Source organism: Microbulbifer sp., assembly GCF_051659245.1.
Taxonomy (GTDB): Bacteria; Pseudomonadota; Gammaproteobacteria; order Pseudomonadales; family Cellvibrionaceae; genus Microbulbifer.
Genome location: NZ_JBOFOC010000189.1, coordinates 1 through 15129, shown reverse-complemented (window position 1 = coordinate 15129; position 15129 = coordinate 1). Strand labels below are relative to the sequence as shown.

The 15129-nt window shown below is 64.3% G+C and carries 12 protein-coding genes; 6 read left to right on the top strand and 6 right to left on the bottom strand.

Annotation, left to right across the window (positions count from 1 at the left end; translation table 11 throughout):
* The first annotated feature begins 468 nt into the window (after nucleotides 1-468).
* Nucleotides 469-2268: a SpoIIE family protein phosphatase gene (locus ACRC0P_RS18070; RefSeq protein WP_438632700.1), complete on the top strand. Its 1800-nt coding sequence runs from the start codon at nucleotides 469-471 to the stop codon at nucleotides 2266-2268.
* 466 nt (nucleotides 2269-2734) lie between these two features.
* Here the strand turns inward: ACRC0P_RS18070 and ACRC0P_RS18065 are convergent, their stop codons facing one another.
* From ACRC0P_RS18065 to ACRC0P_RS18040, 6 genes are all read right to left on the bottom strand, one after another.
* Nucleotides 2735-3178 carry a YkvA family protein gene (locus tag ACRC0P_RS18065; protein ID WP_438632699.1) on the bottom strand — a complete coding sequence of 148 codons (444 nt, stop codon included), beginning with the start codon at nucleotides 3176-3178 and terminating at the stop codon, nucleotides 2735-2737.
* A gap of 148 nt (nucleotides 3179-3326) precedes the next feature.
* The gene (locus tag ACRC0P_RS18060; protein ID WP_438632698.1) at nucleotides 3327-3542 is read right to left on the bottom strand and encodes a hypothetical protein; all 216 of its coding nucleotides are present in this window, start codon (nucleotides 3540-3542) and stop codon (nucleotides 3327-3329) included.
* Nucleotides 3542-6709: an efflux RND transporter permease subunit gene (locus ACRC0P_RS18055; RefSeq protein ID WP_438632697.1), complete on the bottom strand. Its 3168-nt coding sequence runs from the start codon at nucleotides 6707-6709 to the stop codon at nucleotides 3542-3544. The genes ACRC0P_RS18060 and ACRC0P_RS18055 overlap by 1 nt, the downstream gene beginning before the upstream one ends.
* The gene (locus ACRC0P_RS18050; RefSeq protein WP_438632696.1) at nucleotides 6703-8274 is read right to left on the bottom strand and encodes an efflux RND transporter periplasmic adaptor subunit; all 1572 of its coding nucleotides are present in this window, start codon (nucleotides 8272-8274) and stop codon (nucleotides 6703-6705) included. Before ACRC0P_RS18050 ends, ACRC0P_RS18055 begins: the two co-directional genes overlap by 7 nt.
* Before the next feature lie 26 nt (nucleotides 8275-8300).
* Complete coding sequence (locus tag ACRC0P_RS18045) at nucleotides 8301-9590, bottom strand: TolC family protein (protein ID WP_438632695.1); 1290 nt, start codon at nucleotides 9588-9590, stop codon at nucleotides 8301-8303.
* A gap of 91 nt (nucleotides 9591-9681) precedes the next feature.
* Nucleotides 9682-10077: a hypothetical protein gene (locus ACRC0P_RS18040; protein WP_438632694.1), complete on the bottom strand. Its 396-nt coding sequence runs from the start codon at nucleotides 10075-10077 to the stop codon at nucleotides 9682-9684.
* 111 nt (nucleotides 10078-10188) lie between these two features.
* Between ACRC0P_RS18040 and radA the strand changes: the two genes are divergently transcribed.
* The 5 genes from radA (at nucleotide 10189) to ACRC0P_RS18015 (ending at nucleotide 14864) form a co-directional block, all read left to right on the top strand.
* Nucleotides 10189-11583, top strand: coding sequence for a DNA repair protein RadA (gene radA / locus ACRC0P_RS18035; protein WP_438632693.1), 1395 nt, complete (start codon nucleotides 10189-10191; stop codon nucleotides 11581-11583).
* Nucleotides 11584-11646: 63 nt separating this feature from the next.
* Nucleotides 11647-12318 (top strand): REP-associated tyrosine transposase, encoded by a 672-nt coding sequence (locus ACRC0P_RS18030; RefSeq protein ID WP_438632692.1) that lies wholly within the window; start codon nucleotides 11647-11649, stop codon nucleotides 12316-12318.
* Complete coding sequence (locus tag ACRC0P_RS18025) at nucleotides 12315-13124, top strand: ABC transporter substrate-binding protein (RefSeq protein WP_438632691.1); 810 nt, start codon at nucleotides 12315-12317, stop codon at nucleotides 13122-13124. Before ACRC0P_RS18030 ends, ACRC0P_RS18025 begins: the two co-directional genes overlap by 4 nt.
* Entirely contained in the window at nucleotides 13108-14103 is a 996-nt protein-coding gene (locus tag ACRC0P_RS18020) for a FecCD family ABC transporter permease (RefSeq protein WP_438632690.1), read from the top strand. Before ACRC0P_RS18025 ends, ACRC0P_RS18020 begins: the two co-directional genes overlap by 17 nt.
* The gene (locus tag ACRC0P_RS18015) at nucleotides 14100-14864 is read left to right on the top strand and encodes an ABC transporter ATP-binding protein (RefSeq protein WP_438632689.1); all 765 of its coding nucleotides are present in this window, start codon (nucleotides 14100-14102) and stop codon (nucleotides 14862-14864) included. Before ACRC0P_RS18020 ends, ACRC0P_RS18015 begins: the two co-directional genes overlap by 4 nt.
* Nucleotides 14865-15129: the final 265 nt, after the last annotated feature.

Below are 15129 nucleotides of genomic sequence, written 5' to 3'. Positions count from 1 at the left end.
CGCAGCGGGAGACGCAGTGGTAGTAGGGGGTGGCATCCAGGGATACCAGGGCTTTGCGCGGGAGTCCCATTTCTGGCTATCCATACAGTTGGATGAATAGCCAGTATTTTTACGGAGAAACGAGTGTTTCTCAAGCGGGGTGGCGTAAGATGCCTTTTGTTTGGTTTGATGGGTGTCCAAAAACAGGAAAGTGTCAGGAACCGGAACTTGGGTGTCCAAAAACAGGAAAGTGTCTCCAAAAACAGGAGAACAGGAAAGTGTCCAAAAACAGGAATTTACCGATCAGTTGCCGCTTCCCGGTCTGTGGATGGTAGCTTTAACTTATCCGGCTTTTCGCGGATCATGGGGGCATGGTATGGCGCCCATGTATTGGCACTCAACTATTATGGATAGAGTTCAGTGCTGCTGAGGAGGCGTCTGTATTTTTCAGTTAGGGGCTAAAGATCGAGCCACGGAGGGACCCCTGGAATGTCGACAAAACGTCCTGCAACCGCCGATGCGGCAGGCGCTGAAAACAACACCCGTCGCACCAGACCGACGTTTCTGGTGGTGGACGATGATCCCATGTTACGCAAGATCGTTGCCCGGGGGCTGGCAGCGCTCGATCCGGCGGAAATATTGGAGGTGGAAGACGGGTTGGCAGCACAGGATGTGCTGAGCGCAAAAAACGTGGACGTGGTTGTGACCGATGTTCTCATGCCCCACATGAACGGCCTCGAGCTCATGAAGTGGGCGCAGGAGCACTGCCCGGGACCGCTCTGGATCGTCCTGTCCGGACTGGAGACTTTCGACGCTGCCGTGGACGCGCTGCAACTGGGCGCCTTCGACTATCTGGGGAAGCCGCCGGAGGTGCAGCGGGTGCGGGTGGTGGTACGCAACGCCCTGGACCAGATCGAGCTGGTGCGTGAGCGCAAACGGCTGTACGGGCAGATCGCGCGCAGCAACGCGCAGCTCGCCGAAAATGTGGAGCAGTTGCAACAAGCCTGCCGCATGCTCGAGGAACAGGCCGCGGTCATCCAGTCAGATCTGGATCGTGCCGAAGTCATTCAGCGCGCACTCCTGCCCCAGGAACCTCCGGAAATCGACGGCTGGTGCCTGGAAACTCTGTACCGTTCGGGGAGCAGCGTGGGGGGCGACCTCTACGACGTTATTCTGCTGCATCAAAAGTACATGGGAGTGGTGATTGCAGATGCTGCCGGCCACGGCGTGGCTGCGGCCATGCTCTCGGTGCTGCTCAAATTGCGCCTCAACCTTACCGACAAAGCGGGCCTACTGCGAATGCCGGGTCAGGTCTTGAGTGACCTGAACCGCAGGCTCTACGAGACCGTAACGGCGCCTGGAGCTTTCATAACCGCCATGTATGTGCTGCTGAATCGGAACACGGGGCAGGCATGGATCGCATCGGCCGGACATCCGCCCTGCATTTGGACCACGCCGGCCGGGCAGTGCCAACTGCTGGCACACACAGGCCCGGCACTGGGCCTTGAAGCGGACGCCCGCTATGAGGAGCGTGAGGTTCAGCTGGCTGTCGGCGATCGGCTGCTGCTGTACACCGATGGCGTGCTGGGGAGTGGAGCGGAGTCCATCACGAGTGACGATCTTACTCGTACCCTGCGCTCCGGGATCGACCGCGCGGAGCTGCCGGGGACCCTGTACCGGACGGCAACGCAGAAGATCACCGGAGAGCGCGACGACATTACCCTGATCCTGCTGGAGCGCGGCGAGGGTGTCAGCCATTTCGATCACACGGCGAGCCCCGAGGGACGTCTCACCCCCCAACCGTCCACCACACAGGCGCAGCTGATGTATGCAGTGCGGGGGGAGCAGGCGTTCATCAGCATTGCCGGCAATGTAACCTGGGTTTTCAGCCAAGCCTTGCTGGACATCGCCAACACACTGCTGGAGCGACACAATAAGCTGACCATAGACTTGGCAGCCTGCGAGTACATGGACAGCACCTGCCTCGGCACCCTGCATGAGATCGTGATCTCGCGACCGGATGCCGTGTACCTGCAACGGATGCCTGCCAATATCCGGGAACTGTTCGAAGAGCTGAGTATGGGAGCGGTACTGAGTCATGAAAGCCCCTCGATCGACCCGCTCCCGGATTTGATGGAGCCGTTGCCGCGGAGGGAGGTCGGTGTGGCCCAGCAGTGCGCACGCATACTGAGTGCGCACGAAACGCTCGCGTCGCTCAGCCCGGAGAATCGCGAGAAGTTTCAAGGTGTGGTCGATTCATTGCGGGAGGATCCGGACCGGAACCGGTAGCCTCCTCAGCCACCGCCTGCGGATGATGCCCGGTGTTGCACCGCAGCCTGCAACGCCGCTTCCAGCTCGGCCACCTTCGCCTCCAGTAAAGCCAAAACCACAGCACACACCCTCCTGCCAGAAAGCCGGGCGCCGCCGGTTGGCCTGTTTGACTGCTTAAAAACCACCGCTTAACTCAAGACTCGGATCTTCCTGGGAGGCGAGGGGCCGTTTGATGGGTGTCCAAAAACACCCCCTCCTGGGAGGCGAGGGGCCGTTTGATGGGTGTCCAAAAACACCCCCAAAGGTTTTCTTCTCTTCGATGGGAATGGCGGCCGATTTTTTCGGCGCCGCTTCCGCCTTGGGGGCCGTAGCTGAGAATTGGGCGCGCAACACGCCAAGCGGTAGGCCCTGCGTGGTCAAGGCCAAGGTGGAATGTAAATGGGCAGTTTGATGGGTGTCCAAAAAACGCAGCCTGTTTGACTGTTTAAAAACCACCGCTTAACTCAAGACCCGGATCTTCCTGGGAGGCGAGGGGCCGTTTGATGGGTGTCCAAAAACACCTCCGGAGCCAATAGCCGACCAGGGCGAGTACGGCCAGCCAACAGACGATAACGAAGGCTGCGCCCCTGCGGCTTTTCGGCAGCGACAGCGGTTCTGTCTCTGCGCGAGCCTGCAGTTCCCGCCACAGTTCCGGCGGCACCAACTTGGCTGCGAGATAAATTCCCAGTGGCAGCAGGATCAGGTCGTCCAGGTAGCCGAGCACGGGGATAAAATCCGGAATCAGGTCGATGGGGCTGAGGGCGTAGGCGACTATTGCAAGAAGCACCAGCTTGGCGACCAGCGGCGTGCGCGGGTCCCGGCTCGCCAGGTAGAGTACCCGCAGCTGCAGTTTCATTTCCCGGGCGAAGCGTTTCAGCCATGCGGGCACGGCAGTCACTTCAACTTGCGACAGAAGCAATCTCCCGTGTTGCTGTAGGAGCGGCCCATGGCCGCGATCGATCTCTGCCTGTAGCCTACACCGATCGCGGCCATGGGCACGGCCGCCCCGCCGCTCCTACAGAATAGGGGCGATGCAATCAGGGCTTTCTGCCGAACAGGTATTTCAGAAGGGCCATGATCGCCAGTACCAGCGCGACGAAAATCAGTATCCCGAATATCACACAGACCGCGACGCCCCAGCCTCCCATCGACATCATCATCATATCGCCGGGCTGCGCATTCGCGGCGCTGGCGCCGAGCAGCAGTGTCAGCGGCGCCACCAGTTTTGCCAGTAACTTTGTGCACGGATTCATTACCTTTTCCTCGTGGTTTTCCATTTCCAAAGTACGAAGATTCCCGGCATTACCAATAGCACAAATACCAGCGCGGACAGGGTGCCGCCCACCATTGGCGCGGCGATGCGTTTCATCACGTCGGCTCCGGTGCCGCCGCTGAGCATTACCGGCACCAGCGAGATCAGCAGGGTCAGGCTGGTCATCAGCATGGGGCGGATGCGGTGGGCGGCGCCCTGGGCCACTTCCTTGAGAAACAGTTCCCGGCTCATATCCGGTACGCGCTGGCGGGCTTGATCCAGGGCGTGGTCCAGGTAGTGCAGCATCAAAAGCCCCATCTCCGCCGCCAGCCCGGCCATGGCGATGGCGCCGACCCACACCGCCACGCTGAGTTTGTAATCGAGTCCCCACAGCAGCCAGAAGGCGCCGATCAGCGACATGGGCACGGCGGCGAGCACGAACAGGGTGTCGGACATGCGGCCGCGGTGCAGGTAGAGCAGCAGGCACACGGCGAGCAGGGTCATCGGCACCAGCCAGGCGAGCCGCGCCTTGGCGCGCTCGAAGTACTGGTACTGCCCGGCCCAGCCCAGGCGCTGGCCGGGCACCAGGGATACCCGTTCCGCCACCACCTGTTTGGCCCGCGCTACGTAATCGGCCACGCCCAGCCCGCCCTTCAGGTCCACGAACACCAGCCCCACCAACTGGCCGTCCTCGTTGCGGATCATGGGCGCGCCGCGGCGGTGTTCCAGGTCTGCCAGTTGGCTCAGCGGCACCCAGCTGTCGCCGGGAGTGGGTACCAGCAGTTGCTCCATCTGTTCGGGGGAATCCCGGTAATCGCGGGCGTAGCGCACCAGTACCGGGTAGCGCTCGCGGCCCTCCACCGTGCGGGTGGCGGTCAGGCCGCCGACGGCGGCCGCGATCACGTCCTCCACGTCCTCCACGTTGAGGCCGTAGCGGGCGGCGCGTTCGCGGTCGATATCGAAGTCGAGGAAGTAGCCACCGGTGAGGCGCTCGGCGAAAGCGCTGCGGGTTTCGCCCGCAGTGCGCTCGTCCTCCAGCAGGGCCTTTTCGATGGCCACCGCGGTCTCCTCTATCTGCTGCAGGTTGTCGCCGAATACCTTGATGCCGAGCTGGCTGCGGATGCCGGTGGCGAGCATCTCGGTGCGGGTCTGGATCGGCATCCACCAGATATTGGGCATACCCGGGTAGCGCAGTTTTTCATCCATTTCCGCGATCAGTTCGTCCCAGTCCAGTCCCGGCCGCCACTGGTCTTTGGGTTTCAGGGTGACCACTGTCTCCACCATGGACAGGGGCGCCGGGTCCGTGGCACTGGTGGAGCGGCCGATCTTGCCGAATACCCGCTCCACCTCCGGGAAGGATTTCAATTCCGCGTCCATGCGTTGCAGCACATCGCCCGCCTGGGTGATGGACATGCCCGGCAAGGCGGTGGGCATATACAGGATGCTGCCCTCGTTCAGCGGCGGCATAAATTCCGAGCCCAGCTGCTTCAGTGGAATTGCGGTAAGTGCCAGTGCCAGCAGCGCCGCTACCACCACCTCCCGGGGGTGCGCGACACAGAAGCGGATGGCGGGGAGAAAGGTGTTGGTGAGTGCGCGGTTGACCGGGTTGTCTCCGGTGTGGACTTTGCCGCGGATCAGCAATACCGCCAGTGCGGGGATCAGGGTCACCGCGAGCAGGGCGGCGAAGGCCATGCTGTAGGTCTTGGTGTAGGCCAGGGGTTTGAACAGCCTGCCCTCGGTGGCTTCCAGCGCGAATACCGGCAGGAAGGAGATGGTGATGATCACCAGCGAGAAAAAGATGCTGGGGCCCACCTCCTGCATGGCCTCGACGATCAGCCGCCGTCGATCGTTGCCGCCCCCTGTGGCCAGTTTCTTGTGAGCGCCTGCGGCCAGCTTTTTATGAATGTTGTCCACCATCACCACCGCGGCGTCCACCATCGCGCCGATGGCCACGGCAATGCCGCCGAGGGACATGATGTTGGCGGTGAGCCCCTGCAGGGACAGCGGAATGAACGCCAACAGCACGGCCACCGGCAGGGTAATGACGGCCACCAGCGCCGAGCGCGCGTGCAGCAGGAACAGCGCGATGATTGCCGCCACCACCAGCATTTCCTCGATCAGCGTGTGTTTGAGGTTGTCGATGGCGCTCAGGATCAGCTCGGAGCGGTCGTAGGTGACAACCAGTTCCACGCCCTCGGGCAGGCCGGCTTTCACTTCTTCGAGGCGCTGTTTGACCCGTTCGATCACCGCCAGTGCATTTTCCCCATAGCGCATCACCACGATGCCGCCCACCGTCTGCCCCTCGCCATCCAGTTCCGCGAGGCCGCGCTGCATGGCGGGGCCCAGGGTGATATCCGCCACCTGGTCCAGGGTTACCGGTATCCGGTTGGCGTCCATGCCGATCACCACCTGTGCCAGGTCGTCCACGTCGTCGATATAGCCGCGCCCGCGTACGAAATGCTCGTGGCCGGCGATCTCCAGCACCCGCCCGCCGGTGTCGCCGTTGCTGCGGCGAATGGCGCTGATCACCTTGGCCAGGGGTATATCGAAGGTGGCCAGGCGGTAGGGGTCGATATGTACCTGGTACTCCTTTTCGAAGCCGCCGATGGAGGCCACTTCCGCCACGCCCTCCACCGAGGTGAGCCAGTAGCGCAGCTTGAAGTCCTGCAGCGAGCGCAGATCCGCCAGGCTGTGTTTGCCGCTCCTGTCCACCAGCGCGTATTGAAAAACCCAGCCCACCCCGGTGGCGTCCGGGCCCAGGGTCGGTTGCACGCCCTCCGGCAGCTGGTCCGCCACCTGGTTCAGGTATTCCAGTACCCGGGATCTGGCCCAGTAGATGTCGGTGCCATCCTCGAAGATGGCGTAGACGAAGCTGAGGCCGAAGAAGCTCTGCCCGCGCACGAACTTCACATTGGGCAGGCCCAGCAGCGCGGTGGACAGGGGATAGGTGATCTGGTCCTCCACCAGGTCCGGGCTGCGCCCGTCCCACTCGGTCATGACGATCACCTGGGCGTCGGACAGGTCCGGTATCGCGTCCAGCGGCACCTTGGTCATGGCGCGGTAGCCGGCCAGCGCGGCCAGGGCCACCAGCACCAGGGTGATGCCGGGCTTGCCGGCGCAGAGTGCGATCAGTCGCGCGATGGCCCCCCGGGGTTCGCCGCCTACCATTGCTGCATCCCCGACTTGAGCCGGCTCTCGGCGGCGATCAGGAAAACGCCGGAGGTGACGATGCGGTCTCCCTCCTCGAGGCCTGAGTGGATGACGATATGCTCGTCGTCGCTGTAGCCGGTGCGCACCGCGACCGGTTTCAGGCGGCCGTTGCCCAGGTCCAGGAACACGATGCGCTTGTCGCCGGAAACCAGCACCGCATCCCGGGGCACCAGCAACAGTTCACCCAGGGCGGCGCGCACTTCGATATCGGCGAAGAGGCCGGGGCGCAGGTGCCCCTGTGAATTGTCCAGCGCCAGGCGCAGGCGGGCGCTGTGGCTTTTTGGGTCGAGAAAGGGGTCCAACTGGATCAGCTCGGCGGATATTTCCGCGCCGGGCACATTGGTCAGGCGCACCCGTGCCGGCATGCCCGCGCGCAGCAGCGGCAGCTGGTCCTCGTAGGCGAAGCCTTCCACCCACACGCGGCGCAGGTCCGCCAGGCGCAGCAGCTTTTCCCCTTTTTTGAACGCGGAACCGGCGACGATATTTTTTTCGATGATGACGCCGCTCTGCGGAGCGAAAATGGGCACGTAGTCCCGGGCTTCCCCCTGCTCGCGCAGCCACTGGATCTGGCGCGCGGACAGCCCCCACAGCCGCAGGCGTTTGCGCGCCACCGCCTCGGTGGTTCCGCCGCGTTTGCTGGACTGCAGGTACTCGTCCTGCAGCGCCAGCAGTTCCGGGCTGTAGACGGTAAACAGCACATCGCCGCGGGCGATCTGCTTGCCTTCGAAATCCGCATCCAATTTGCCGATCCAGCCGTCGAAACGCAGGCTGACATCCGCCAGGCGGGTCTCGTCGTAGGCCACCTGGCCCTGCAGGCGCAGGGGCAGCGCGAAGGGCCTGCGCACCACAGTGCCGGTTTTCACGCCGATGGCCTGGCGGCGGCCCTCGTCTATTGCGACACTGCCGCTCTCCAGCTCCTCGCGGCTCACCGGCGCCAGGTCCATGCCGCAGATGGGGCAGGTGCCCGGAGCGGCGGACTTGACCGAGGGGTGCATGGCGCAGGTGTAGTAGGCGGTATCGGATTTTCCCGGCTTTGATGTCAGGCGCAGGCCGGTGCGGCTGGTGGTCATATCGAACGCCAGGTCCACGTGCTTGTCGTGGCCGGTGGCCACATCCACCGCCAGGGGCCAGGCGCCCTCCATGGACAGTTCGAACCCGCCCTCGTAGACGCCGGCGGAAGTCTCCTCGATATCCGCCTGGGCGCGCATCGCGGGCATGGCGCCCATGGCCGGCATCTCCGCCACGGCGCGCACTTGAGCGCCTTCGACCGGGTTGTCTTTACCGTCGAGGACTTCTATGCGGATTTTGTTTTCCCCCACCCGCGGCCGCTCGGGGTCGATGGACACGGCGATACGAAAGGGGCCGGCCTCGATAAATTCCGCGGCGGTTTTTGCCGGGCGCTGGCTTTGCAGTGCCCAGTAAGCGAGCAGACCGATGACGAGCAGAAAAAGGTAGGGTGGATAAGCGAAGCGCATCCACCTTCCCCGGCCACCGTCGTTGGTGGATGCGCTGCGCTTATCCACCCTACGCAAGTTCCCGAATCGAAAATTCATTTTCCACCCCCGGTAAGCGAATTCCAGTCGTCCAGCAGGACCAACCCCGCGGCGGCGGTGAGCTGCGCCAGGGCCGCGAATCGGTCGCGCTCCGCGGTCTCGAAACCCCGTTGCACTTTGAGCAGGTTGCGCTCCGCCACCAGCAGGGTGAGGAAGTCGCCGCGGCCGGCGGCGAAATCGTCCCTCGCGGTCGCCAGGCTCTCCTCCGCCAGCGGCAGCAGGTCTTTCCTGTACATATGCAGGGTGTCGCTGGCCTCGCGGTGGCGGCTCTCGGCCCGTCGCAGTGCGTCCGCCAGGGCCAGCGCCGCGTCCCGGCGCCGCCACTCGACGGCCAGCCGCTCCGCCTCCAGGCTGCGCTCGCGGGCGGAGCGCTTGCCGCCGATATCCAGAGGCAGGTTGAAGCCCACGCCGACAAACAGCCGCTGGTCCGGGTTGGCCCATTGGTTGTTGTGGCGCGCGAGCACGGAGAAGTTGGGGTAGCGGTCCTTTTCCGCCAGTTCCAGTTCGCGGCTCTTGCGCGTCTCCTCGGCGGTCAGCTGCTGCAGTTGCGGCTGGGTGTCCAGGCTGTCGAGGGCCAGGGTGAGAGAGCCCGCGGGCGGTTCGCGCTGCGGCAGTGGGGTACTGGCGGACAGTTCACCGGGATCGATATTGGCCAGGCGGGCCAGGCGGCTCCTGTCCCGCGCGACGGCCTGGGTGAGCGCGAGCTCATCGAGATGTAGTTGATGCTCCTCATGCCTGGCTTGCAGCACCGCCGCCTTGCCGCCGCTGCCTGCGGCGTAGCGTGCGCGGCTGCTGTCCACGAAGGTCCGCCACAGGGACTGGTGGCGGCGGTTGATGGCGATCAGCCGCTCTCGGTAGTGCCAGTCGGCGTAGGCCAGGCGCAGCGCCAGGGCCAGCCGCACCGCGCCCTGGTCGTACTCGAAGGCGCGGCTGTCGGTGCCGGCCTCCTCCAGCGCGCGGCGCAGCTCGAGCACCCCGGGCCAGGGCAGGGACTGGCTGACCTCGACCACGTAGCCTTTCCGCACTTCATCCTGTCCCAGGGTCCTGGGCGCGACGCCCAGCATCAGCTTCGGGTCGTCCAGATGGCCGCTGGCGGCGGTGCGCTCGGCCTGGGCGCGCACCCGGGCATCCAGGGCCAATTGACCGGGATTGCAGGCCAGTGCCCGTTTCACCAGGGATTCGCTGCCCGGCGCCGGGGGCGCGTCGCAGTCGCTCTGGGCGCGGGCGGCGGGAGAGAGCAGCGCTGCCGCCAGGGCCAGCACTGGCAATAATTTTGGGGTAAGCAAGGGTTCACTCCTCGAACACTGTTTTTGAACAGCAGGGCGCGCAGCCGCGCCCTTTTACACGGGAAACAGTCGGTTCAACGGCAGGAGTGGATCAGATGCGCAGGCGCAGCGTGACCAGCCAGGTGCGGCTGCCGGGATGGGATGGGTCGGATTGGGATTTCGGGTTCGCGGTGGACAGCGGCGGCGGTATCGGTGGCCACTGGCCCGGTGGTACTGCGGTCAGCTGCGGCAGCTCCAACGCCAATTGCGCTGCGGGCAGCACCGCCTGCTGATCCTGCGCTTCTGCCTTCAGGGAAATCCGGCTATCCAGGGTGCAGCAGTCGCTGTCCGGCTCTTGTCCGCCCGGCGCCATGTGATCACAGCAGCACTCGGACACCGGCCCGGAGTGCTCCATCATCTCGCAGGCGAACACCATCTGCACCTGCAGCAAGAGGGCCAGCAGGGCGGCGACGGTGATCAGCGTGGAGCGCAGGCGGTTTTTATTCATGGTTTGGGCAATATAGCAGAGCGGCGGGTGCGGGCGAAAGCCGGTAAACTGGCGCGATTTGGGTACTCCCCTCTACCACTTGCGGGGGGAGAGGATAAGGAGGGCACAAGCTTGGCCACAAAACGCAAAACCGCCTACGTCTGCAACGAGTGCGGCGCCGATTATTCCAAGTGGGCCGGGCAGTGCAGCGCCTGCGGCACCTGGAACAGCCTCAGTGAAGTGCGCCTGGGCCCCGAGCACAAAGACAGTCGCGCGGCCAACTTTACCGATGCCCAGGCGGGCTACGCCGGCGCCGCCGGCGGCAGCGGGGTACAGAAGCTCTCGGAGATCGACCTCAGCGAACTGCCGCGTATCCCCACCAATGCCGGCGAGCTGGACCGGGTGCTGGGCGGCGGCCTGGTACCGGGTTCGGTGGTGCTGATCGGCGGCCACCCCGGCGCCGGCAAGTCCACCATCCTGCTGCAGACCCTGTGCCACCTGGCCGGAGCCATGCCCGCGCTCTATGTCACCGGCGAGGAGTCCCTGCAGCAGGTGGCCATGCGCGCGAAGCGCCTGGGCCTGCCGGCGGAGCACCTGCAGATGTTCAGCGAGACCGACGTGGAGCGTATCTGCCACACCGCGGGCCAGGTCAAACCGAAGGTGATGGTGGTGGACTCCATCCAGGTGATGCATATGAGCGAGGTGCAGTCCGCCCCCGGCTCCGTGGCGCAGGTGCGCGAGAGCGCCGCCTACCTGACCCGCTACGCCAAGCAGACCGGCACCGCGCTCATTCTGGTGGGCCACGTCACCAAGGACGGCAGTCTCGCCGGCCCCAAGGTGCTGGAACACATCATCGACTGCTCGGTAATGCTCGAGGGCACCCACGACTCCCGTTTCCGCACCCTGCGCGCGCAAAAAAACCGCTTCGGCGCGGTGAACGAGCTAGGGGTTTTTGCGATGACCGAGCAGGGCCTGAAAGAGGTCTCCAACCCCTCGGCGATCTTTTTGCAGCGCGCCGAAGAGGTGGCCGCCGGTTCGGTGGTCACCGCAGTGTGGGAGGGCACGCGGCCGCTGCTGGTGGAACTGCAGGCACTGGTGGACGACAGCAGCCTGGGCAACCCGCGCCGGGTGGCCGTGGGCCTGGACCAGAACCGCCTGAATATGCTGCTCGCGGTACTGCACCGCCACGGCGGTGTGCTGGTCGGCGACCAGGATGTGTTTATCAACGTGGTGGGCGGGGTCAAGGTGATGGAGACCAGTGCCGACCTCACGCTGTTGCTGGCGGTGGTCTCCAGCTTCCGCAACCGCCCGCTGCCGCGGGACCTGATGGTATTCGGCGAAGTGGGCCTGGCCGGCGAAATCCGCCCGGTACCCTCCGGCCAGGAACGCCTGCGCGAAGCCGCCAAACACGGCTTCCGTAAGGCCATAGTGCCCGCGGCGAACCGGCTGAAGGACGATATTCCCGGCGTGGAGATGGTGCCGGTAAAAACCCTGGCGGAGGCGCTGTCTGCGATTGAGATGAGCTGACCTGGGCGCGCCGAGCTCCAGCTCGGCATACCAAACTATCAGGTAACCACGGAGGGTTGAGAAATGGATGAACTTCCAGATACTGATGCCGAGCTGGAGCTCGGCGCGCCCAGGGGATGGCATTCCCGAGGTTATGTGCCGCATTTCGATAATTATCATGCACTACAGTCTATTACTTTCCGTCTGGCGGATTCACTGCCGCAGTCAAAGCTGGAGCAGTTGGAGCTGGAATTGCGACGGGGCAAGTTACCGCAGTCAAAGAGAGACGTGGAGAAGCGCAAGAGAATTGAACAGTGGCTGGATGCCGGTTATGGCTGTTGTGCATTGAGTCATCCGGCAGTAGCAATTACTGTGCAAGACGCATTGCTGAAGTTTGACGGCAAACGTTATTTACTGATCGCCTGGTGCATAATGCCCAACCATGTCCATGTGTTGATCGATCCGCGAGAGTCCCTGAGCAAGATCGTGCAATCCTGGAAGTCCTTTACCGCTCGTTGGGCCCTGCGGAAAAATGCGGAGCTGGAGCTCCGCGTTCCCGGGAGGAAACTCTGGATGCCGGATTATTGGGACAGATTTATCCGGGATCAGCGGCACCTTGAACAGGTGATCGACTACATCCACCGGAATCCTGTGAAGGCCGGCCTGTGCTCCAGACCGGAAGACTGGCACTGGTCCAGCGCCCGGGACCGCGGAGCTCCAGCTCCGCAACAACAGCAGCAGGAAAAAACACTGTGAAAAAAATATTCCTGCTGGCTTTCTTATTGCTTTCCACAAACGCGACCGCCCAAAACCGCATCGCCTCTCTAAACCTCTGCCTGGACCAGATCCTGCTTAACTGGCTGCCCCCGCAAAAAATCGCCTCGGTCACCTGGCTCTCCGCCGACGATCACTATCGCAAGGCACCGCTGCCGGAGCACGTGTATTTGAACCGCGGCCGCGCCGAGGAGTTGTTGCAGCTGGACCCGGATCTGATCCTGGTGGGTCAGTTCGGCGCCCAGCGCGCGGCGGCGCGGCTGCGCAATCTGGGATTCAATGTGGTTGCTATTCCCGATGCCTACAGTTTGGATCAGTTGCTGGATCAGCTAAGTGCACTGGAAGAGACGCTGGGGCACAATGCGCCGCTGGAAAAACAAAAACAGAAACTGGCAGAGCTGCTCGCCCAACCGGTGCCGCGGGCACGGGCCAGCGCGCTGATTCTGTCCGCCAACAACATCACCTACGGCAGCGGCATGTTGGAGCACCAGCTGCTCGAGCGCGCCGGCTTTGCCAATCTCGCCGCGAAACAGGGCGTGGAACGGCTGGGTCGCGTCAGTCTCGAGGAGGTGGTCGCCGCGCAGCCGGACCTGTTGGTGCTGTACGGCGGCGAGAAGGATTTCGCCATTGCACACCTGGCCGCGCGCCACCCGGTGCTCAAAACCTATCTGGACAGCGGCCGGGTCTACACCCTGCCGGCGGAACTGGGCTTCTGCCCGGCGCTGGTGGCGGCGGACGTTTTGCAGCAGCTTACAGAGAAGAGAAAGTCACTTGTCGAGCAGCGATAAATTAGCCCTCACCCTTTTGCTTCTGGCCCTGCCGCTGGCACTGGTCGCCGCATTGGTGAGCGGACCCGTATCCATCGACCTGGGAGCGGCGCTGACCCAGGGCTGGCGCAGCGAGAGCAGCGACGCGGTGATCCTGTGGCAGCTGCGCCTGCCGCGCGCGCTGTTGGCGGTTCTGGTGGGAGCGGCCCTGGGCATGGGCGGCGCGGCCATGCAGGGCATGTTGCGCAACCCGCTGGCGGAGCCGGCGCTGCTGGGGGTGAGCAGCGGCGCGGCGCTGGCCGCTATTTTGCTGCTCTACTATGGTTCCGCCTGGCAGTCCGGCTGGCTGCTGCCGGCGTTGGCGATCGCCGGCGCCTTCTGCGCGGTGGGCTGCGTCTGGCTGTTGGCCGGGCGGGGCGCCGGCGCGGGTCAGCTGGTACTGGCGGGGGTGGCCATCAACGCCTTCCTCTCCGCGCTGATGGCGCTGGCCCTGAACTATGCGCCGAGCCTGTTCGCGATGCAGGAAATCGTTTTTTGGCTGCTGGGCTCGCTGGCCAACCGAGGCTGGGACCAGTTGCTGCTGGCGCTGCCGTTTGTCCTGCTCGGCGCCATACTGCTGTTCAGTGCGCGCAACTATTTGCGCGCGCTGTCCCTGGGGGAGGACAGCGCCGCGTCCCTGGGGTATCGCGGCCGCCGCTACCCGCTGTCGATCCTGCTGGGCATCGCCGCCGCGGTGGGCGCGGCGGTGGCGGTGGCGGGCACTATCGGCTTTATCGGACTGGTGGTGCCGCACCTGATGCGGCCGCTGGTGGGGCAGGACCCGGGCAGGCTGTTGTGGGTCAGCGCCCTGGCCGGTGCGCTGCTGTTGCTGCTGGCGGATATCCTGGTGGTTAACTTTGTCGGCGCTCAGGAACTGCGTATCGGCGCGGTGACCGCCTTTATCGGGGCACCCTTCTTTTTCTGGCTGATCGTCAGCGCGCGCCGGGGGCAGCAACTGTGAAACGCCTGGAAGTCTCCTGTCTGCAACTGGGCCTGGAACGCCAGCGCCGGCCGGTGCTGAACGAAATCAGCTGCGTCTTCAAACCCTTTGAGCTGACCGCGGTGGTGGGCCCCAACGGCGCCGGCAAGAGCAGCCTGTTACAGACCCTGGCGGGTGTGCTCGCGCCCACTGCCGGGCATATCGAACTGGACGGCCAACCCGCCGGGCGGATTTCCCCCGCGCAACGGGCGCGCCTGTGCGCCTATCTGCCCCAGGCGGAAACCCCGGCCTGGAGCCTGCGCGCCGCGGATCTGGTGGCCCTGGGACTGCTGCCCTGGGGGCGCCCGAAGGACCGTGAGCGGAGGGTCTCTGCGGCGCTGCAGCTGGTGGACGCGCAGCAACTCGCCGATCGGCCGGTGACCCGCCTCTCCGGCGGCGAGCTGCGCCGGGTACAGCTGGCGCGCCTGCTGGTGGGGGAAGCGCCGCTGCTGATCGCCGACGAGCCCACCGCGGCACTGGATATCCGCCATCAGCTCCAACTGATGCACACCTTCCGCCGCCAGGCCGATGCGGGCAAAACGGTGGTGCTCGCCCTGCACGACCTCCCCATGGCCGCGCGCTTCTGCGACCGCATCCTGTTGCTGGAGCAGGGTCGGCTGGTTGCCCAGGGTACACCGGAGGACGTATTCACCCCGGCGTTGATCGGCGATGTCTACGGTGTCACCTGTGAGTTCCGTTGGCGTGACGGGGTGGCGGATTTCGTACCTTTGGATCTCCTGTAGGGTGCGCCGTGCGCACCGGGAATACCTGGATTTCGCCAGCAGTGGTTTTATCCAGGGTTCATGCCAGCCCGGGAGCGCCGAGCTCCAGCTCGGCTTGCGGGCCGCAGGCCCGCTATCGCGGTCATGGGCCGCTTCTCTAAAGCGGCCCCTGAAGTCAACCACTAATCTGGTTTTTGCACTGGACAGCTGTTACTGAGTTTCAGGCTTCTCTACGTGGTCGCCTTTGGCGCCGACAAGATGTAATCGGAGCGCGCAGCCTGTCATC

Excerpts from the sequence above, each read along its gene's own strand:
- ACRC0P_RS18070 (WP_438632700.1), top strand. The coding sequence starts at position 469 with ATGTCGACAAAACGTCCTGCAACCGCCGATGCGGCAGGCGCTGAAAAC.
- ACRC0P_RS18060 (WP_438632698.1), bottom strand. The coding sequence starts at position 3,542 with ATGAATCCGTGCACAAAGTTACTGGCAAAACTGGTGGCGCCGCTGACA.
- ACRC0P_RS18055 (WP_438632697.1), bottom strand. The coding sequence starts at position 6,709 with ATGGTAGGCGGCGAACCCCGGGGGGCCATCGCGCGACTGATCGCACTC.
- ACRC0P_RS18040 (WP_438632694.1), bottom strand. The coding sequence starts at position 10,077 with ATGAATAAAAACCGCCTGCGCTCCACGCTGATCACCGTCGCCGCCCTG.
- ACRC0P_RS18030 (WP_438632692.1), top strand. The coding sequence starts at position 11,647 with ATGGATGAACTTCCAGATACTGATGCCGAGCTGGAGCTCGGCGCGCCC.